The organism is Comamonas sp. A23 (assembly GCF_004522605.1).
In the GTDB taxonomy this organism is placed as follows: Bacteria; Pseudomonadota; Gammaproteobacteria; order Burkholderiales; family Burkholderiaceae_C; genus Comamonas; species Comamonas thiooxydans.
Genome location: NZ_RSDT01000001.1, coordinates 325255 through 345247, shown reverse-complemented (window position 1 = coordinate 345247; position 19993 = coordinate 325255). Strand labels below are relative to the sequence as shown.

Below are 19993 nucleotides of genomic sequence, written 5' to 3'. Positions count from 1 at the left end.
GTGCTTATTCCTGTTCGGGTCCGCGCGACGCCACAGCCTTGGCGATCAAGGCGTTCATGTCGGCAGCGCGCTCTGTAGTGCGGTCGTAGACGAAATGCAGCGTGGGCACGGTATGAATGTGCAGACGCTTGAACAGGCCGTTGCGCAGAAAGCCTGCGGCCTGATTGAGTGCTGCCAGCGTCACTTCGGGATCGCCGACGAGCACGCTGAAGAACACCTTGGCGTGGGCATAGTCAGGAGTCACCTCCACGCCTTGCAGCGTGACCATGCCGACGCGCGGGTCCTTCAACTCGCGGGCGATCAGCTCCGACAGATCACGCTGGATCTGGTCGGAAACTTTGAAGCTGCGGTTGGGAGCAGCAGATTTGCGTTTGGTTGCCATGAATAAAAAAGGAGCTATTTGCGCTTGCTTCACAAGGAGTTCAAGGCATTTTCAGCCTCAAACCCTTGCAGAGCAGGCGCTAGCAGCTATTGCTTTTACAGCGTACGAGCGATTTCCTTGATCTCGAAGACTTCCAGCACGTCGCCTTCCTTGATGTCGTTGTAGTTGCGCAGCTTGATACCGCACTCGAAGCCTTCCTTGACTTCCTTGACATCGTCCTTCATGCGGCGCAGCGACTCGATCTCGCCCGTGTAGATGACCACGTTGTCGCGCAGCAGACGGAAGTGTGCATTGCGGGTGACGTGACCTTGCGTGATGTACGAGCCGGCAATGGTGCCGATCTTCGTTGCCACGAACACGGTACGGATCTCGGCCATACCGATGATCTCTTCGCGCTTCTCGGGAGCCAGCATGCCGGACATCGCAGCCTTCACTTCATCCACGGCATCGTAGATGATGTTGTAGTAGCGAACGTCGACATCGTTGCCTTCAGCGGTCTTGCGGGCCTGAGCATCCGCACGCACGTTGAAGCCGATGATGATGGCCTTGGAAGCCAGCGCCAGGTTGACGTCGGACTCGGAGATACCGCCCACGCCGGAGTACACCAGCTGAACCTTGATCTCGTCGGTGGACAGCTTGAGCAGCGAGGCTGCCAGAGCTTCCTGCGAGCCTTGCATGTCGGCCTTGATGATGATGGGCAGGGTCTGCACATCGCCAGCGGACATTTCGGCGAACATGTTTTCCAGCTTCGCAGCCTGCTGCTTGGCCAGCTTGGTGTTGCGGAACTTGCCGGCGCGGTAGGTCGCGATTTCACGGGCACGGCGTTCGTCGCTCAGCACCATGAAGTCGTCACCCGCCTGGGGCACTTCGTTCAGACCCTGAATCTCTACAGGGATGGAAGGACCGGCTTCCTTGGTCTGCTTGCCGTCTTCGTCGAGCATGGCTCGCACGCGACCATAGGTCTGGCCCGCCAGCACCACGTCGCCGACCTTCAGCGTACCGGACTGCACCAGCACCGTAGCCACGGTACCGCGACCCTTGTCCAGCTGGGCTTCGATCACGATACCCTTGGCTGCGGCGTCCACGGGCGCCTTGAGTTCCAGCACTTCGGCCTGCAGCAGCACTTGCTCCAGCAGCTCGTCGATGCCCTGGCCGGTCTTGGAGGACACGGCCACGAAGGGAGAGTCGCCGCCGTATTCTTCGGGCAGCACCTCTTCCACGACCAGCTCCTGCTTGACGCGATCGGGGTTGGCTTCGGGCTTGTCGGCCTTGGTGATGGCCACCACGATGGGAACACCAGCCGCCTTGGCGTGCTTGATGGCTTCCTTGGTCTGGGGCATGACGCCGTCGTCGGCAGCGGCCACCAGAATCACGATGTCGGTGGACTTGGCACCGCGAGCACGCATGGCCGTGAAGGCCTCGTGACCGGGAGTGTCCAGGAAGGTGATGATGCCGCGAGGCGTCTTCACATGGTAGGCACCGATGTGCTGAGTGATGCCGCCGGCTTCGCCCGACGCCACCTTGGTGCGACGGATGTAGTCCAGCAGCGAGGTCTTGCCGTGGTCCACGTGACCCATGACGGTCACCACGGGAGCGCGCGGCAGTTGCTCGGCTTCGGAGTTGGAGACTTCCTCGGCGGTGAAGGCCTCGGGATCGTCCAGTGCTGCCACCTTGGCGGTGTGACCCATTTCTTCCACCACGATCATGGCGGTATCCTGGTCCAGCGGCTGGTTGATGGTGACCATCTGGCCCATCTTCATCAGAACCTTGATGACCTCGGATGCCTTGATGGCCATCTTGTGAGCCAGTTCGGCCACGGTGATGGTCTCGGGCACCGAAATCTCCAGCTGACGGAACTCGGGAGCCTGCTGCTGTTGCTGCTCGTGACGATCATTGCCACGACGGCCGCCCTTGGGACCACCGCGCCAGTTGGAACGGCCAGCCACGCCGCCGGAGCTGTCGCCACGGGTCTTGATTTCCTTCTTCTTGCCGGCGTCGTTGGACCAGCTCGAAGACAGCTTGGCGGACTTAACTTCCTTACCTGGACGGGCGCCGCCGCCGGCATTGGCCGCGCCAGCGCTGCCTGCAGGCTTGTTGCCATCCTTGGCGGCAACAGGCTTCTTGACATCGGCGGCAACCGGAGCAGCCTTCTTGGGCTCCTCGGGCTTCTTGGCGACCAGCACCTTCTTGGGTGCAGCCATCATGGCGCGGATGGCTTCCGCTTCGGCCAGGGCCTTGCGGCGGCGCTCATCCAGATCCTTGGCGCGGCTGGCTTCTTCAGCAGCCTTGGCCTGGGATTCGGCTTCCGCCTTGGCGCGTGCCTCGGCCTGGGCCGCAGCACGTGCGGCAGCGCCTGCGGCGTGCTCGCGCTTTTCTTCTTCCTTTGCCGCCTTGGCTTCAGCCACCTTGGCGACTTCCGCGGCTGCATAGGCTGCAGCACGTTCCTCGGCTTCGCGCTCGCGGCGCTCGCGCTCTTCGCGCTCTTGACGTTCCTTGGCCAATTGTTCTTCCTGATGGCTCAACAGCTCGGCCTCGCGGCGAGCATCTTCTTCACGGCGTACCAGCTCTTGACTAGCGGCACGCTCCTGCACAGCCTTAGCCATGCTTTCCGCATTGGCCTGAGCCTCGGCGGGAGTGTCTTCCCGCTTCACGAAAGTGCGCTTCTTGCGCACTTCCACCTGAATCGTACGGGCACGGCCCGATGAATCCGCCTGCTTGATTTCGCTGGTGGACTTCTTGGTCAGCGTGATCTTCTTGGCACCGCTGCCATGGCTTGCCTGCAGGTGAGACAGCAAGCGCTGCTTGTCACCTTCGGTCAGCGCGTCAGCCGCATTGGCCTTGTCAACCCCGGCGGCCTTGAGCTGCTGCAGCAAGGTATCAGGGGTCGTGTTGCGCTCTTTCGCAAATTCTGCAACCGTATTACTCGACATAAATGCTCTGTACCTCCCTGACCTTACTCTTGCCCATCGGTAAACCAGTGCTCACGCGCCTTCATGATCAAGGCCTTGGCTTCTTCGGCAGTCTGACCGGTGATTTCGGTCAGCTCGTCGATCGCCAGGTCGGCCAGATCGTCACGGGTGTGCACATCAGCTTGCGCCAGCTTGTCCAGCAGCTCGGCAGTCATGCCGTCCAGAGACACCAGATCCTCGGATGCCTTGCTCACATTTTCTTCGCGAGCAATTTCCTGACTCAGCAGTGCATCCTTGGCGCGGCTACGCAGCTCGTTCACCGTCTCTTCGTCGAAGGATTCGATTTCGAGCATTTCCTGCAGCGGCACATAGGCCACCTCTTCCAGGGTCTCGAAACCTTCTTCGATCAGGATGTTGGCGATTTCCTCGTCCACATCCAGCTTTTCCATGAACAGCTTGCGCGAGACAGCCGACTCGTCGGCCTGCTTCTGGGCAGACTCTGCAGCGTCCATGATGTTGATCTTCCAGCCTGTCAGCTCGGAGGCCAGACGCACGTTCTGACCGCCGCGACCGATGGCGATGGCCAGATTTTCCTCGTCCACCACCACGTCCATGGCGTGCTTTTCCTCATCCACAACGATGGAAGAGACATTGGCAGGAGCCAGGGCACCGATCACGAACTGGGCGGGGTCTTCGGACCACAGCACGATATCCACACGCTCGCCGGCCAGTTCGTTGGTCACGGCATTCACGCGGGTGCCGCGCACGCCGACGCAGGTGCCGATGGGGTCCACGCGCTTGTCGTGGCTGAGCACGGCGATCTTGGCACGAGAGCCGGCGTCACGGGCGCAGCTCTTGATCTCCAGCAGGCCTTGCTCGATCTCGGGCACTTCATTGCGGAACAATTCCACCATGAATTCGGGAGCCGAGCGCGACAGCAGGATGGGAGCACCGCGCAAGGTGGCATCGACTTCCATGATCATGGCGCGCACACGGTCGCCATTGCGCAGATTTTCCTTGGGGATCATCTCGCCGCGCTTGAGTCGGCCTTCCACACGGCCGGATTCGACAATGATGTCGCCCTTGTCCATGCGCTTGACGGTACCGGTGAAAATCTTCTCGCCACGGGCCAGGAATTCGTTGAGCAGCATTTCGCGCTCGGCGTCGCGAATCTTCTGCAGGATGACCTGCTTGGCAGCCATGGCACCGATACGGCCGATGGGCAGCGACTCGATCTGCTCTTCAATGAACTCACCAATTTGAATGCCGGGCACGCGGTCTTCCGCATCCATCAGCATTTCTTCGGCGTCGGGGTTCTGCAGACCGGCATCGTCAGACACCACCACCCAGCGGCGGAAGGTGTCGTAGTCGCCGCTTTCGCGATCGATGGACACGCGGATGTCTACTTCACCTTGGTACAGCTTCTTGGTGGCCTGTGCCAGTGCGGATTCCACGGCACCAAAAACCACATCGCGTTCCACGTTCTTTTCACGCGAAATGGCTTCAACCAACATCAACAGTTCGCGATTCATGCGACGACTCTCCTATTTCAATCACACAAAGAGGATTTGCATGCGACCTCTTTGCCCCAAAAGATTCAAACGCTTCAGCTGCCTCATTCGGGCTTGGCTGCGCGTCCTTTGAAATTCACAATCGGTGCCAGACGAGCTTCGCGCAACTCGTCAAGCGTAAAGCCCATCGCGTTCAACGGCGCTGGCTCACGCTTCTTGCTGACGCGCACGCCCGGCTTGGGAGGCGGCTCATCGCTCCAGACGATCTGCCAGCCACCTTCTTCAGTCCGCTCCAGCGTGCCACGAAATTTTTTGCGGTTTGCATTGATCTTGTCGCCACCCGCAGCCCCGATGGGAGCCTTGAGCGTCAGATCCACCTCCGAGCCTTCAAAGCGGATGAAGTCCTGCTCATGGCGCAGCAAACGATCAATGCCTGGAGAAGAGACCTCCAGGCGGGCGTAGTCCGCACCATCGACTTCCAGCGCAAACTGAAGCTGGCGCGTGACCTTTTCGCAGTCTTCCACTGTCACGAACTGCTCGGGCAGCTCAGGCGCACCTTCCTCCGGCGCCTGCCAAGGCAAATCAATCGTGATGCGCAGCAGGCCGCCGGCCGAGCGCTCGATTTCAACCAGGTCATAGCCCAGACCTGTCACGGTTTGTTCAACGATTTGCTGTAGTGCCACGTGTATTCAGTTCAATCCCGAAAAATCTGTCAAATCATGGACTTAGCTCTGCCAAAAACAGGTTTCGCCATGAATTGCCCAAAAAAAACGGGCGGTATGTACCCGCCCGTTTGGTCGTGAAGCCGTGATTGTAGCCGCAAACCACTGTTTTCGCAAAAAGTGTCTCGCATAAAACAGCGATCAACGCAAGACTTCCTGCAGGTCATCAGCGCGCAACAATCGCTGCAGCAAATCCTGGGCCTCCTGCACATCGGCGGGCCTCGCCGCCGCATCTGCGGGCAGGGATTGCAGCATCCGCGCCAGCACCCCCGTCTGCGGAAGCACAGGCCCCAGAAATCTGGCCTGCTCGCCCTGCGCCATCAAAATGGACGGAAAGGTTTCTATGTCCAGATCGCCAGCGACATCCTCACGGTCTTCCACATCGAGCCAGACAAAACGCATCTGTGGAAACTGGGCAGCAAGAGCCTCGAAGGGCTGCCGGTACTGTTTACAGGTACCGCACCAGTCAGCACAGAGGCAGACAACCAGCCATGCGTCTGCTTTTGTAATTTCTTGTTTCATTTCACGAACTCTGGGCAGGCCTTCGCACACGCCCCTGCATTGATCCCGGCAATGGTAGCGCCAGATGCCCCCAAGGACTCAAACCCCGGTCATCACCCCACCAGCGCGCATTGAGACCCTTGAAGCTGCCGCACTCTATCCCTATTATTTTCCTGAATGCGGGCGCAGCAATGGCAGCAGCCAAGGCAACAGTCTTGCGCCCATCTTTTGACAAGAAGATTGGTGACTCCATGGATTACAAGGACTATTACAAGATACTTGGCGTGGACAAAAAGGCCTCCACCGAGGACATCAAAAAGGCCTATCGCAAACTCGCCCGCAAATACCACCCCGACATCAGCAAGGAAAAAGACGCGGCTGCTCGCATGGCCGAGGTCAACGAAGCCAACACCGTGCTCTCTGACCCCGAAAAGCGCGCCGCCTACGACGCCATGGGCGACGAAATGCAGTTTGCTCAAAATGCCAGAGCTCAGGGCAAGGGAGGCTTTCGCCCGCCGCCCGACTGGGATCAGCAGGACTTTCACTTCAGCAGCCAGGGCGATGCCGGCAGCGACGCCGATTTCAGCGACTTTTTCTCGCAGATGTTCGGCCAGGCCGCTCGTGCACGGCGCCATCAGGGCCAGCAAGGCGCGCGCAGCACCCCAGACATGCGCGGCCAGGACCAGCATGCCAGCATAGAGCTGGATCTGCAGGACAGCTATAGCGGCGCCGTGCGCTCGCTGCATCTGCGCAGCACCGTGCTCGACGACCAGGGCATCCCCACCCACAAGGACAAGGAGCTGCAGGTCACCATTCCCAAGGGCGTGCGCGAGGGCCAGATGATTCGCCTTGCCGGTCAGGGCAACCCGGGTCTGGGCAAGGGTGCTCCAGGCGATCTGCTGCTGGAGGTGCACTTCCGTAGCGATCCGCGCTGGTGGTCCGAAGGCAAGGATGTCTACCAGCGAGTACCGCTCGCGCCCTGGGAAGCCGAGCTCGGTGGCCCCGTCCCCTTCAAGACGCTGGCCGGGGAACTGGAAGTCACCGTGCCCGCCGGCTATCGCTCGGGTCGCAAGCTGCGCCTCAAGGGCAAGGGCCTGCCCGCCGCCACGCCGGGTGATCTGTACCTGGTGCTGGATGTGGTCTTCCCACCCGCGGCGACACCCGCGCAAAAGCAGGCTTATGCCGACTTTGCCAGGGCCTTCCCGCAGTTCGATGCCCGCAGCCTGAGTTGAAAGGTTTTCCCATGAGCCCCTCCCACTACCCTTTCTACGAGCCTGCCGAGCTGCTGGAACAGGCCGTGCTCGATCTGCACGAGCTGGCGCGCCATTGCTGCACCAGCCCGCAATGGGTGATCGAGCATGTGCAGACAGGCGTCATCAGCTACGACAACGAAGGTCAGCTGCGCGAGATCAGCCACGAGCAATGGCGCTTCAGCAGCCAGACGCTGGTGCGTGCACGCCGCATTGCCCAGCTGGAACACAGCTTCGACGCCGACCCTCAGCTCGCCGCCCTGACCACCGATCTCATCGAGGAAGTGCAGCAGCTGCGCCGCAAGCTGAAAAATCTTCAGGGATGAGCAAACCAACGCTCTGAAGCCGTGAAAAGCAAAAAGCCCTCGCACCGAAGTGACGAGGGCTTTTTTGCGGGCCGCACACCAGGGCGCAGCCTGCCGCAGGAATTAGCCGTGGCGCTTGCCGGGCTGCTTCTTGCTGCGAGTGTGCGAACCACGCTCCAGGCTCACGCGCTGGCCACGGCCGGGAGTGGGCAGGGTCACGCCATTGGGTGCCTGGGGACGGGGAGTGGCCTTGCGGTCTGCTTCGGTAACGATCTTATTGCCCATGTCGAATTCTCAATTGGGAGGTTGAAAAGGATCAATTAGGCCACAGCCAGAGAATTCGCGCCAAATAAATACAGACTTTCGAGTGCGGATTCAGTGTTTTTCAGCGAATGCCTGCCTCGCGAATCAGTGAACCGACAGCAATTGCAGGCATTCAAAGCCTCAAACCTTTGAAGGGAAGGCACTGCTCGCCATCACATTCAGACCGCCGGAGGCTCGGCAACGACCCCGGCGGCCTCGACCAACTGGCGCGTGTATGCCTGCCTCGGCGCAGTCAGCACCGCCTGCACATCGCCCTGCTCCACGATCTGCCCGTCCTTCATGACCAGCACCTCATGGGCCATGGCGCGAATCACATCCACATCGTGGGTGATGAGCAGATAGGCCAGACCACGCTCCTTCTGCAGCCGCTGCAACAGGGCCAGCACCTGCTGCTGAATGGTGACGTCGAGTGCACTCGTGGGCTCGTCCAGCACCAGGACCTCGGGCTCCATGATGAGCGCGCGTGAAATCGCCAGGCGCTGCCGCTGCCCGCCCGAGAATTCATGCGGATAGCGCTGCAGCAGGCCGGGAAACTGGGCCTCGGTCAAGCCCACCTCTTCGAGCATCTTGAGCACGCGCTCGCGCCGCGGCCCGGCAGCGAGCTCAGGGGCATGGATCTGCAGGCCTTCGCCGACGATCTCCTCCACCGTCATGCGCGGCGACAGCGAGGAAAACGGATCCTGGAACACCACCTGAATCTTGCGCCGCAGCGCCAGATTGGCGGCGCTGTTGCGGATTGCCGGCTGCTGCCATTGCCTGCCGGCCACCTGCAGCTCCCCGGCCGCAGGCAACAACCCCAGCACGGCCTGGGCCAACGTGGATTTACCGGAGCCCGATTCACCGATCACGCCCAGGGTACGGCCGGGCCGCAGCAGCATATCCGCGCCCTTGACCGCGACGAACGCCCCCTTTTTGAACCAGCCGCGAATGCCGGGCAAGGGCGTGGCATAGCTCACCTGCAAGGCCTGGGTCTGCACCACGGCAGCCTCACCGGCCAGCACGGTCTCATCCGCCACATTGCGCACCGGCCGGCTGGCCAGCAACTTGCGGGTATAGGCATGCTGCGGGTTCCGCATCAGCTCGGCCACCGCGCCCTGCTCCACGAGACGGCCTTTTTCCATGACGGCCACGCGGTCGGCAAAGCGGCGCACCAGGTTCAGGTCATGCGTGATCATCAGCACGGCCATGCCGGTCTGCCGCTGCAGATCGGCCAGCAAATCCAGGATCTGGCCACGCAGCGTCACATCCAGCGCCGTTGTCGGCTCGTCGGCCAGCAGCAGCCGGGGACGGCTGGCCAGGGCCATGGCGATCATGGCGCGCTGACGCTGGCCACCGCTGAGCTGGTGCGGAAAGCTCTGCGCGCGACGCTCTGGCTCAGGGATGCCGGTAGTGGCCAGCAGCTCGACGGCCTGCTTCAAGGCCTGCGCCCGGCTCAAGGCCTGCTTGAGCTGCAGCACCTCCGCCACCTGCGCGCCGACGGTCATCAGCGGGTTCAGCGCCGTCATCGGCTCCTGAAAGATCATGGCGATATCGCCGCCGCGTATGCCCTGCATCTCGCGCTCCGAAAGCCCCAGCAGATCGCGCCCGTCCAGTAGGGCCCGGCCACCCAGCTGTGCATCGCCCACCAGGCGCAGCAGCGACAGCGCCGTGACCGACTTGCCCGAGCCGGACTCCCCCACCAGCGCCAGCTTTTCACCGGCAGCCATCTCGAAGCTCACGCCCTGCACCACGGGCTTGCCCGCAAAAGACACACTCAGATCGTGCACGCTCAGCAACTGGCTGCGGCTCTCAATCCCATACTTTTCCTGGCTCATGGCTTGCCTCCTGCGCGCTTTGCAGCCTCGGTACGCGCCTGCTTGCGCGGGTCCAACGCATCGCGCAGGGCGTCGCCCATAAAGGTCAGCAACAGCAGCGTGATGACCAGCACGCCAAAGGTGGACAGGGAAATCCACCAGGCATCGATATTGTTCTTGCCCTGGCTCAGCAGCTCGCCCAGGCTTGGCGTGCCTGGCGGGACGCCCAGACCCAGAAAATCGAGCGAGGTCAGCGCCAGGATGGCCCCGCTCATGCGAAACGGCAAAAAGGTGATCACCGGCGTCATGCTGTTGGGCAGAATGTGGCGAAAGATGATGGAACGATTGCTGGCACCCAGGGCCTGGGCGGATTTCACATAGTCGAGCTGGCGATTGCGCAGAAACTCGGCTCTCACATAGTCGGCCAGCCCCATCCAGCCGAACAGGCTCAGCAGGATCAGCAGCAGCGAGACACTGGGCGCAAACAGCGCGCTGAAGATGATGAGCAGGTAGAGCTCGGGCATGGAGCCCCAGATTTCCGTCAGGCGCTGGAAGGCCAGATCCGTCTTGCCGCCAAAAAAGCCCTGCACCGCTCCCGCCAGCACGCCCAGCAGCACGCCCACGGCCGTCAGCGCCAGGCCGAACAGCACGCTGACGCGAAAACCGTAGATGAGCTGCGCCAGCAGATCGCGCCCCCGGTCGTCGGTGCCCAGCCAGTTGTCGGCCGACGGCGCAGAAGGATTGGGCGACTTGGCAAAGTAGTTGATGGTGGACTTGCCATAGCGGTTGATGGGGAAGATCGCCCAGTTGTCGCCCTCGCCGAGCCTTTGCTGGATGAAGGGATCGAGGTAATCGGTCGGCGTATGGAAATCGCCGCCAAACGTGGTTTCCGGGTAATCGTGCAGCAGCGGCAGATAGGTCTGCCCCTCGTAGCGCACGATGAGCGGTTTGTCGTTGGACAGCAGTTCGGCAAACAGGCTGAGCAACACCAGCACCGAGAAGATCAGCAGGCTGACAAAGCCCAGTCGATTGCCTTTGAAGCGCCGCCAGGCCCGGCGCCCCGGGGATTCGGACTTGGCAGCAGGCGTCGCCGGCACACGTTCCACTCCTATATTCATAGCTTCTTGCGCTTGCAGGGCAATGGTTTGAGGATTATCTTGCATAAATCAGTCAAACTTGACCCGGGGGTCCACCCAGACATAGCAAAGATCGCTGATGAGCTTGGTCACCAGGCCGATCAGCGTGAACAGATACAGCGTGCCCAGCACCACGGGAAAGTCGCGCCGGATCACGCTTTCATAGCTGAGCAGACCCAGGCCGTCGAGCGAGAACAGGGTCTCGATCAGCAGCGCGCCGGCAAAGAAGGCACCGATGAAAGCCGAGGGAAAGCCCGTGACGATGGGAATCAGCGCATTGCGAAACACATGCTTGTAGAGCACCTGGCGCTCGGACAGGCCCTTGGCGCGGGCCGTCAGCACATATTGCTTGCGGATCTCTTCGAGAAACGAGTTCTTGGTCAGCATGGCCGTCACGGCAAAGCTGCCGGCCACCATGGCGGTCACGGGCAGCGCGATATGCCAGAGATAGTCCGCCACCTTGCCCATGGTGCTGAGTTCGTCGAAATTGGCCGATGTCAGCCCGCGCAGCGGAAACCACTGCAGCTGCCCGCCAAAGACGACCAGCAGCGCCACGCCCAGCACAAAGCCCGGGATGGCATAGCCGATGAGAATCACGATTGTGGTCACCAGATCGAAGCGCGAGCCGGCCCGCACGGCCTTGGCCACGCCAAGGGGCACAGCCACCAGATAGCTGATGAAAAACGTCCACAGCCCCAGGCTGATGGAGACCGGCAGTTTTTCCTTGACCAGCGCCCAGACGCTTTTGTTCTGAAAAAAGCTGGTGCCCAGATCGAAGCGCGCGAACTGACCCAGCATCTGCACAAAGCGTTCTACCGGCGGCTTGTCAAAGCCGTACAGCGCCTTGATCTCTTCGAGCCGCTTGGGGTCCACGCCCTGGCCACCCCGGTAGCTCATGGCAGCGCCTTCGGCTCCATGTCCGGCACCGGCCTTGGCCTCGGCCAGATATTGCTCCACCGGGCCGCCGGGCACGAACTGGATGACGACAAAGGTCAGCAGCAGCACGCCCAGCAGCGTGGGGATCATCAGCAAAATGCGTTTGAAAATATAGGCAAACATCTTCGATCAACCCTTGTTTTCAGCCGCGATGGCGATGGCCGCAGCGCCGGGCCGCCCCAAGCAAGGCCAGCCCCCTTGGGGGGCAGCGACCCGTGCAACGGTGGAGCGTGGGGGCCACTTTACCTGGGCCGCAGCGCCGGGCCGCCCCAAGCAAGGCCAGCCCCCTTGGGGGCAGCGACCCGTGCAACGGTGGAGCGTGGGGGCCACTTTACCTGGGCCGCAGCGCCGGGCCGCCCCAAGCAAGGCCAGCCCCCTCGGGGGGCAGCGACCCGTGCAACGGTGGAGCGTGGGGGCCACTTTACCTGGGCCGCCGCGCCGGGCCGCCCCAAGCAAGGCCAGCCCCCTCGGGGGGCAGCGACCCGTGCAACGGCGGAGCGTGGGGGCCATCTTACTTGGCCCACCAGGCATAGACGGCCCATAGCTCGCCCGGAGAATAGGCCGGAATCTGCCCTGGCAGCGCCAGCCTCCAGGCGTCATAGACCATGCGGTGCGCGCCTGAGTAGTATTGCGGGATCAGGTAGTGGCCGTGCACGATGATGCGCTCCAGCGCGTGGCAGGCGGGCAGCATGTCCTGCTCGGACTTGGCGGCGGCCATGCGAGCAATGATGGCATCAACCGCCTTGCTTTTCACCCCGGGAAAGTTAAAGCCTCCCTCCTGATCGGCGGAGGCACTGCCAAACAGCTCGGCATAGTCCTGACCCGGGTTGTGTGTACCCGGCACATTGAGCGTGATGATGTCGAAATCAAACTTGTCTTGCCGCTGCTGGTAGAGCGCAAAATCGACATTGTGCAGCTTGAGCGTGATGCCCAGCTTCTCCAGATTCCGCGACCAGGAGCTGATCAGACGCGCACTGTCGCTGCTGTCCAGATATTCCAGCACCATGGGCTCGCCCCCGGCATTGCGCAAGGCTCCATCCCTGACCGTCCAGCCGGCATCGGCCAGCAGCTTCTGCGCACGCCGCAGATTGCCGCGCAGGCCGTCAGGCCCATCGGTGCGTGGCGGCTGGGCCATCTGCCCCAGCGTGCCTGGCGGCAGACTGCTCTCATAGGGCTTGAGCAGGGCCAACTCGGCATCGCTGGGATCGCCCGTGGTTTCGCAAGCGGTGTTGCCAAACAATCCATGCACGCGCTGATATGCGCCATAGAACATCTGACGGCTCATCCACTCAAAGTCATAAGCCAGGCCCAAGGCCTCGCGCACACGCACATCCTTGAGCAGCTCACGCCGCGTATTCAGGAAAAAACTCTGAAAGCCCGAGGGCAGCTTGTTCTCGAACGCGCCCTTAACCAGTTCGCCCGAGGCGAAGCGACGCCCCGTCAGACGCCTGGCCCAGTCGCCCGCGCTGTTGATGCGCATGAGATCGAACTCACCGGCCTTGAGTGCCTCCAGCCGCGCCGTGTTGTCCTTGTAGATCTTGATGGTGATTCGGTCAAAATTGGCCAAACCGACACGCACCGGCAAGGCTGCCCCCCAATACTTAGGGTCGCGAACATAGCTGATGTCCTTGCCAAACTTGACCGGCCCTATCTTGTAGGGCCCGCTGCCGATGGGCGTGTCCATCACCACCTGATCGAAGGCCTTGGGCTTGCCATCCGCGCCCAGCCCCCAGTCACGGCTGAACACCGGCAACAGAGCGCCCACGGTCAGCGGCAGGTCGCGGTTGGGCTTTTTGAAGCGAAAGCGCACCGTGCGCTCGTCGAGCACATCACAGGCAGCCACCTCGGCAAACAGCGTCTTGTAGCCGGGCGAGACATATTTGCTCAGCAGTGTCTCGTAGCTGTGCTTCACATCCTGGGCCAGCACGGGCTTTCCGTTGTGAAAGCGCGCCTGCTTGCGCAATTTGAATGTCGCGGACAGGCCGTCGGCCGCCACCTCCACATCCTCGGCCAGCAGGCCGTAGCCCGTGGCCGTCTCGTCGAGACTGGGGGTCAACAGGGTCTCGAACAGCATGTCCGCCAGGTAGGCAGGCGGCGAGCCCTTGATGGTGAAGGGGTTGTACTTGTCGAAGGTCGAATAGCGCAGATTGCTGACCATGCGCAACTCGCCGCCCTTGGGCGCTTGAGGATTCACATAGTCAAAGTGCCTGAAGTCGGCCGCGTACCTGGGCTGACCCCAGAGCGCATAGCCATGTGCTGCCAGGGCAGGTGTGGCAACTTGGCTGCTGACAATCAGGGCTGAGCAAATCATCCAATGGCGCATGCGACAATTCTGCCCTACCCCGACTGATTCGCACCCAGTTCGAACAGATACGTTTTCAAAGATGGCGCGTCTGCCACAGATGCAGCCATCGTCTCTTTCAATTTTCTTTGGAGAACAACAATGGGTTTTCTCGCCGGTAAAAAGCTGCTGATCACGGGCGTTCTGTCCAACCGTTCCATTGCCTACGGCATTGCCAAGGCCTGCCATGAGCAAGGCGCAGAACTGGCTTTCAGCTATGTGGGCGAACGCTTCAAGGACCGCATCACCGAATTTGCTGCCGACTTCGACTCCAAGCTGGTGTTCGACTGCGACGTGGGCGACGACGCCCAGATCGAAAAGCTGTTCGCCGACCTGGGTGCCACCTGGGGCAAGTTCGACGGCTTTGTGCACTCCATCGGTTTTGCCCCCCGTGAAGCCATTGCCGGCAACTTCCTCGACGGCCTGAGCCGCGAGAACTTCAAGATCGCCCACGATATCAGCGCCTACAGCTTCCCCGCCATGGCCAAGGCAGCCCTGCCTTACCTGAACGACAAGTCCTCGCTGCTGACCCTGTCCTACCTGGGTGCTCTGCGCTCCATCCCCAACTACAACACCATGGGCCTGGCCAAGGCATCGCTGGAAGCATCCGTGCGCTACCTGGCCGAAGCCGTGGGCCGCACTGCCGACGGCCGCGCCATTCGTGCCAACGGCATCTCCGCCGGCCCCATCAAGACCCTGGCAGCCTCCGGCATCAAGGACTTCGGCAAGCTGCTGGGCCGCGTGGCCGACGCCGCTCCTCTGCGCCGCAACGTGACCATTGAAGACGTGGGCAATGTCGCGGCCTTCCTGCTGTCCGACCTGGCCTCCGGCGTGACCGCCGAGATCACCTATGTGGACGGCGGCTTCAGCCAGACTGCAGGCCTGTCTGCCGATCAGGTCTGAGCCCCAGGCTTTTGACGACACCAGCCCCGCAGGCCTCAGCCGCCTGCGGGGCTTTGTTTTTTGGGGCCGTGCCCGACATCTTGGCCCTTGCCCTACAAGCGCGGCAAAGCACTGACGCTATGGTTCACAGTGTTTTCTCTATGGTTCTGACGAATATTCAAGAGGAGCTTACATGCCATATCGTTTTCTCGTCCTGGCCGCATCCGCTGCTGCCCTGACGGCCTGCAGCACTCCCGAGCCCCAGCCCGCCCAGGCCATCGCCAGGCTGCAGGCCACTTCGGGCAGCAAGGTCGGCGGCGATGTGAAATTCACCCAGAAGACCGGCCAGCAGGTGGTGGTCAATGCCGTGATTCACGGCCTCAAGCCCAATTCCGAGCATGGCTTTCACATCCACGACAAGGGCGACTGCGGCGACAACGGCAATGCCGCTGCCGGCCACTTCAACCCGCTGGGCAATCCGCATGGCAAATATGACTCGACCCAGCACCATATGGGCGACCTGCCCAGCCTGAAGGCCGACTCCAACGGCGTGGCCACCGTCAACGTACAGTCGGCGGACATCACCTTGCTGGCCGGCCCTGGCAATGTCATAGGCCGGGCGGTCATCGTCCATGCGCAGCCCGACGACTACACCACCCAGCCCACGGGCAATGCCGGCGCGCGCATCGCCTGCGCCGTTATCAGCCGCGACTGAAGGTCTTGCCCCTTTGACAAAAGCCGCTGCCTGGCTGCAGCGGCTTTTTCATTGAAATCGCCGTAATTACTGATGGATAAGCCGCTGATAGCCATGTTTTTTGATATGGGTTCGTACCCGCATCGACAGCATAGGCTCCGCGCTCTAGCATGAGCTGCCTCTTTACCGGGAGATAGCCATGCCTGAACCACGGCATCGCCCCCTGCGGGAATGCATTCTCTGGCTGGTCTGTGCCTGTCTCTGCATGGGCTTTGTTGCCGTGCGGGCCCAGACCACGACACAGCCGCCTTCACTGATGCTGGCCCAGGTCTGGCGCAGCGGCCTGCCGCTGCAGGACTATTGGGTCAGCGAGAAACTGGATGGCGTACGCGGCTACTGGAACGGCCACCAGCTCGTCAGCCGTGGCGGGCAGCGGATCGCGACGCCAGAGTGGTTTGTCCGGGACTGGCCGGCCACTCCCATGGATGGCGAGCTCTGGGCCGGACGCGGCCGGTTTGCCCATGCCCAGTCCACCACGGCACAGGCCATCCCGGACGACAAGGCCTGGCACCAGATGAAATTCATGGTGTTTGATCTGCCCGCAGCTCCGGGCAGCTTTGACCAGCGCCTGCCGCTGCTGCAGCGCACCGTCGGGGCCATTGCCCAGGACTGGGTGCAGATGGTGGAGCAGCGCAAGCTGGGCTCGGAAGCCGAATTGCGGCAATGGCTGCACACAGTCGTCAAAGGTGGCGGCGAGGGCTTGATGCTGCACAAAGGCAGCGCCCCCTATCGCCCGGGCCGCAGCGACGATCTGCTCAAGCTCAAGCCTTTCGATGATGCCGAAGCCCGGGTCATAGGCTACAAAAGCGGACGCGGACAATGGCAGGGCATGACGGGTGCGCTGCTGGTGCAGACCCCGGACGGCAAGCAGTTTTCACTGGGCTCCGGACTGACGGCGCAGATGCGCAAAAGCCCGCCCGCGCTCGGCAGCTGGGTCACCTACCGCTACCAGGGCCTGCACGAAAAAAGCGGGCTGCCGCGCTTTGCCCGCTTTTTGCGCGTGCGCAGCGAGCCGGGCTTTCAGCCCGAGCCGGCAGGCCCCTGACTCGGGCTTCATCGCTGCCTGCGACTGCCGGTCCTGCGTCTCAAGCCCACGGCGCCCAAACCTACGACAGTTGCGCCCCCAGGTCGCGTGCAGCCTGCAACACGTTTTTGACATAGCGTTCGTCATAGCGATGCGCGGGCATGGTCAGCGTCAGGGCAGCGGCCAGCTCCCCGCTGCGGCGAAAAACCGGGGCCGAGATGCCGGCGATCTCGCTATGCCTGTCGCCCACCAGGGCTTCGTAGCCATCGGCCCGTACACGCGCATAGTGGTTGCGATTCCTCTTCACCCAGTCGCTCAGCTCCGGATCGAAAGCGACCAGCACACGCCCGCCGGCTCCCTTATCCAGGGGGAGCAGATCGCCGGCACGCGCATGATCGCGTACCGGGTGCGGCGAATCCACGCGGTACAGACACAGGCGTTCACGCCCCTGGCGCACATGGTAGGCAGCGCTCTCGCCTGTGGCCTGAACCAGTGCGCGCAGCACCGGCATGACCAGCTTGTCCAGCGAGAAGCTCTGTTCGTAAACCGCATGCAGCCTGGCCACGGCCGAGCCCACCGCATAGCGCCCGTCATCCTGGCGCTGAACCCAGCCGCCATGCTCCAAAGAGGCCAGCAATCGCAGCACCGTGCTCTTGTAAAGGCGCGTGCGCTCGGCCAGCTCGGCCAGGCTCAGCGCGGCATCGCCATCCTGGAATGCGCCCAGCACGCTGAGGGCGCGGTCCACTGCGGCCACACCGCCAGGCGCGGCATTCTCGTCGGCTACGGATTCATTCAGGGATTTACGCGGCATAAAAACTCCTGCCCCTCAGCTTGACAGGGCATCAGTACGCAAGGCAATATTTCAATAGAAAGAATTAAGTTCTACTAGATAGAACAACATTAAAGCATTGTGCCAGCTGCAATGCAAGTATGAAATCCAAGTGAGGCAACCATGTCATTCCCCCAGCGTTTCGATCTCCTGATCAGCGAAGTCGGCCCCCGCGACGGCCTGCAGTCGGTCTCGGCCACCATGAGCACGGCCCACAAACATGCATGGATCGATGCTCTAGTGGCAGCGGGCGTGCAGGAGATCGAGGTCGGCTCCTTTGTCTCGCCCAAACTGCTGCCGCAGATGGCCGATGCCGCCGAGGTCGTGCGCCACGCCGTCACCCATCCCGGCGTCACCATCATGGCCCTGGTGCCCAATCTCAAGGGCGCCGAAGCCGCCATGCGCGCCGGCGCGCACAAGATCACGCTGCCCGTATCGGCCAGCCCTGCGCACTCCATGGCCAACGTGCGCAAGACCCCGGCGCAGATGGTGGAAGAGGTGCGCGCCATCGCCAGGCTGCGCGACGAAATGGCCCCAGCCGTACATATAGAAGCCGGCATCTCCACCGCCTTCGGCTGTACCTTGCAAGGCCTGGTGCCCGAGGACGAGGTGATCGCTCTGGCTGCCGCCTGCGTGGCCGCCGGCGCCGATGAATCGGGGCTGTCCGACACCACGGGCATGGCCAACCCGGCCCAGGTCAAGCGCCTGTTCACGCGCCTGCGCAGCGAACTCGGCGACAAGGCTGGCGCCGCGCATATGCACAACACCCGAGGCCTGGGCCTGGCCAACTGCCTGGCCGCCTATGAAGCCGGCGTACGCACTTTCGACGCCTCCCAGGCCGGACTGGGCGGCTGCCCCTATGCCCCCGGCGCCTCGGGCAATGTGGTGACCGAAGATCTGGTCTTCATGTTCGAAGCCATGGGGCTGCGCACCGGCATTGACATTGAACGATTGCTTGCAGCGCGAGAAATGCTGGCCGCCGGCCTGCCGGGCGAGGCACTCTACGGCATGCTGCCACCCGCAGGCCTGCCCAAGGGCTTTGTGCCTCACCGTTACTGATCACGCCTCGGCTCGCCGACGAGCCGAGCACCACAAGAGATGAATATGCACTCCTCAACCGAAACCGCCGAGACTTCTTCCCCCCTGCCCTATAGCGGCATCCGCGTGGTGGAGTTCACCCATATGGTCATGGGCCCCAGCTGCGGCCTGATGCTGGCCGACCTGGGCGCCGAAGTCATCAAGGTCGAGCCCGTGGGCCGCGGCCGCAATGGCGATGCCACGCGCAAGCTGCTGGGCTCGGGCTCGGGCTTTTTCCCGCTGTTCAACCGCAACAAGAAAAGCCTGACGCTGGATCTGCAGACCCCCGAGGGCAAGGAGGCCGCGCTCAAGCTGATCGCCACGGCCGATGTGGTGACCGAGAACTTCAAGCCCGGCACCATGAAGAAGCTGGGCCTGGACTATGAAAGTCTCAAGCAACAATTCCCACGCCTCATCTATGTGAGTCACAAGGGCTTTCTGCCCGGCCCCTACGAACACCGCACGGCCCTCGACGAGGTGGTACAGATGATGGGCGGCCTGGCCTATATGACGGGCCGGCCCGGCGACCCGCTGCGCGCGGGCACCAGTGTCAACGACATCATGGGCGGCATGTTCGGTGCCATGGGAGCCATGGCCGCCCTGGCCCAGCGCGAGAAGACCGGCAAGGGCCAGGAAGTGCAGAGCGCTCTGTTCGAGAACAATGTGTTTCTGATCGCCCAGCACATGATGCAGTACGCGGTGACCGGCAAGCCTGCAGCACCCATGCCCGCACGCATTTCGGCCTGGGCGATCTACGACGTGTTCGAGGTCCAGGGCGGCGAGCAGATCTTTCTGGCCGTGGTCAGCGACGGAGCATGGCGCGAGTTCTGCAACGCCTTTGGCCTGGAGCAGCTGCGTGACGATCCGCACCTTGGCAGCAACAACGACCGCGTGCAGGCCCGCAGCTGGCTGATGCCGCTGCTGCGCGAAACCATGGCCGGCTACAGCGCCGCACATATCGCCAACGTCTTCGAGGACAAGGGCCTGCCGTTCGCGCCCATCGCCCGCCCGCACGATCTGCTCGAGGACCCGCACCTGAACGCCACCGGTGCGCTGGCACCCATCACCTTGCCCGACGGCCGCGACAGCAAGACCGTGCTGCTGCCGCTGACCCTGGACGGCAAGCATCTGCAGGTGCGCCTCTCGCCGCCCAAGCTCAGCGAGCACAGCCTGGAGATTCTGACAGCGCTGGGCTATAGCCAGGCCCAGGCCCAGGCGCTGGCACAGGGCCAGCCCGACTGAGTGGCCCTGCGGGGCCATCGCCCCGCACGACTCACCCACCCCAGAACAGGGCGCCCAAGCGCGCCCTGTGGGGAT

General features: G+C 62.4%; 18 protein-coding genes. 7 read left to right on the top strand and 11 right to left on the bottom strand.

The window, feature by feature from the left end:
* Positions 1-4 precede the first annotated feature (4 nt).
* From rbfA to EIC84_RS01630, 5 genes are all read right to left on the bottom strand, one after another.
* Positions 5-382, bottom strand: coding sequence for a 30S ribosome-binding factor RbfA (gene rbfA / locus EIC84_RS01650; protein WP_003056352.1), 378 nt, complete (start codon positions 380-382; stop codon positions 5-7).
* 95 nt (positions 383-477) lie between these two features.
* Positions 478-3312, bottom strand: coding sequence for a translation initiation factor IF-2 (infB, locus tag EIC84_RS01645; RefSeq protein WP_034361575.1), 2835 nt, complete (start codon positions 3310-3312; stop codon positions 478-480).
* A gap of 23 nt (positions 3313-3335) precedes the next feature.
* Positions 3336-4823 (bottom strand): transcription termination factor NusA, encoded by a 1488-nt coding sequence (gene nusA / locus EIC84_RS01640; protein WP_003063156.1) that lies wholly within the window; start codon positions 4821-4823, stop codon positions 3336-3338.
* Between the two features lie 83 nt (positions 4824-4906).
* Complete coding sequence (gene rimP / locus EIC84_RS01635; RefSeq protein ID WP_003080490.1) at positions 4907-5485, bottom strand: ribosome maturation factor RimP; 579 nt, start codon at positions 5483-5485, stop codon at positions 4907-4909.
* A 180-nt stretch (positions 5486-5665) separates the two neighbouring features.
* Positions 5666-6046 carry a thioredoxin family protein gene (locus EIC84_RS01630; protein ID WP_003063159.1) on the bottom strand — a complete coding sequence of 127 codons (381 nt, stop codon included), beginning with the start codon at positions 6044-6046 and terminating at the stop codon, positions 5666-5668.
* A gap of 230 nt (positions 6047-6276) precedes the next feature.
* Between EIC84_RS01630 and EIC84_RS01625 the strand changes: the two genes are divergently transcribed.
* Complete coding sequence (locus EIC84_RS01625) at positions 6277-7257, top strand: DnaJ C-terminal domain-containing protein (protein WP_034361624.1); 981 nt, start codon at positions 6277-6279, stop codon at positions 7255-7257.
* 11 nt (positions 7258-7268) lie between these two features.
* Entirely contained in the window at positions 7269-7601 is a 333-nt protein-coding gene (locus EIC84_RS01620) for a chaperone modulator CbpM (RefSeq protein ID WP_003063164.1), read from the top strand.
* Between the two features lie 102 nt (positions 7602-7703).
* On the opposite strand, the gene EIC84_RS25910 is transcribed toward EIC84_RS01620, so the two are convergent.
* The 5 genes from EIC84_RS25910 to EIC84_RS01600 all read right to left on the bottom strand — a co-directional run bounded on the left by EIC84_RS25910 (position 7704) and on the right by EIC84_RS01600 (position 14092).
* The gene (locus tag EIC84_RS25910; RefSeq protein WP_003056362.1) at positions 7704-7865 is read right to left on the bottom strand and encodes a hypothetical protein; all 162 of its coding nucleotides are present in this window, start codon (positions 7863-7865) and stop codon (positions 7704-7706) included.
* A 197-nt stretch (positions 7866-8062) separates the two neighbouring features.
* Positions 8063-9718 (bottom strand): ABC transporter ATP-binding protein, encoded by a 1656-nt coding sequence (locus EIC84_RS01615; RefSeq protein WP_003063165.1) that lies wholly within the window; start codon positions 9716-9718, stop codon positions 8063-8065.
* Positions 9715-10815, bottom strand: a complete 1101-nt coding sequence (locus EIC84_RS01610; RefSeq protein ID WP_085960373.1) for an ABC transporter permease — start codon at positions 10813-10815, stop codon at positions 9715-9717. Before EIC84_RS01610 ends, EIC84_RS01615 begins: the two co-directional genes overlap by 4 nt.
* Positions 10816-10863: 48 nt before the next feature.
* A complete protein-coding gene (locus EIC84_RS01605) occupies positions 10864-11892 on the bottom strand; it encodes a microcin C ABC transporter permease YejB (RefSeq protein ID WP_003063168.1) in 1029 nt (342 codons plus the stop codon).
* Positions 11893-12280: 388 nt separating this feature from the next.
* Positions 12281-14092, bottom strand: coding sequence for an extracellular solute-binding protein (locus EIC84_RS01600; protein ID WP_003063170.1), 1812 nt, complete (start codon positions 14090-14092; stop codon positions 12281-12283).
* A gap of 120 nt (positions 14093-14212) precedes the next feature.
* On the opposite strand from EIC84_RS01600, the gene fabI reads away from it, so the two are divergent.
* The 3 genes from fabI (at position 14213) to EIC84_RS01585 (ending at position 16791) form a co-directional block, all read left to right on the top strand.
* On the top strand, positions 14213-15013 hold the full coding sequence (fabI, locus tag EIC84_RS01595) for an enoyl-ACP reductase FabI (protein WP_003063172.1): 801 nt from the start codon (positions 14213-14215) through the stop codon (positions 15011-15013).
* A 172-nt stretch (positions 15014-15185) separates the two neighbouring features.
* Entirely contained in the window at positions 15186-15707 is a 522-nt protein-coding gene (locus EIC84_RS01590) for a superoxide dismutase family protein (RefSeq protein WP_003063174.1), read from the top strand.
* A 178-nt stretch (positions 15708-15885) separates the two neighbouring features.
* The gene (locus EIC84_RS01585; protein WP_003063176.1) at positions 15886-16791 is read left to right on the top strand and encodes a DNA ligase; all 906 of its coding nucleotides are present in this window, start codon (positions 15886-15888) and stop codon (positions 16789-16791) included.
* Positions 16792-16852: 61 nt separating this feature from the next.
* Here EIC84_RS01585 and EIC84_RS01580 read toward each other — a convergent pair whose 3' ends face one another.
* The gene (locus EIC84_RS01580) at positions 16853-17581 is read right to left on the bottom strand and encodes an IclR family transcriptional regulator (protein ID WP_003063178.1); all 729 of its coding nucleotides are present in this window, start codon (positions 17579-17581) and stop codon (positions 16853-16855) included.
* A gap of 141 nt (positions 17582-17722) precedes the next feature.
* Here EIC84_RS01580 and EIC84_RS26155 point away from each other — a divergent pair, with 141 nt between their 5' ends.
* Both EIC84_RS26155 and EIC84_RS26150 read left to right on the top strand, forming a co-directional pair.
* Positions 17723-18658, top strand: a complete 936-nt coding sequence (locus tag EIC84_RS26155) for a hydroxymethylglutaryl-CoA lyase (protein WP_003063180.1) — start codon at positions 17723-17725, stop codon at positions 18656-18658.
* A 45-nt stretch (positions 18659-18703) separates the two neighbouring features.
* Positions 18704-19918, top strand: a complete 1215-nt coding sequence (locus EIC84_RS26150) for a CaiB/BaiF CoA-transferase family protein (RefSeq protein ID WP_003063181.1) — start codon at positions 18704-18706, stop codon at positions 19916-19918.
* Positions 19919-19993 lie beyond the last annotated feature (75 nt).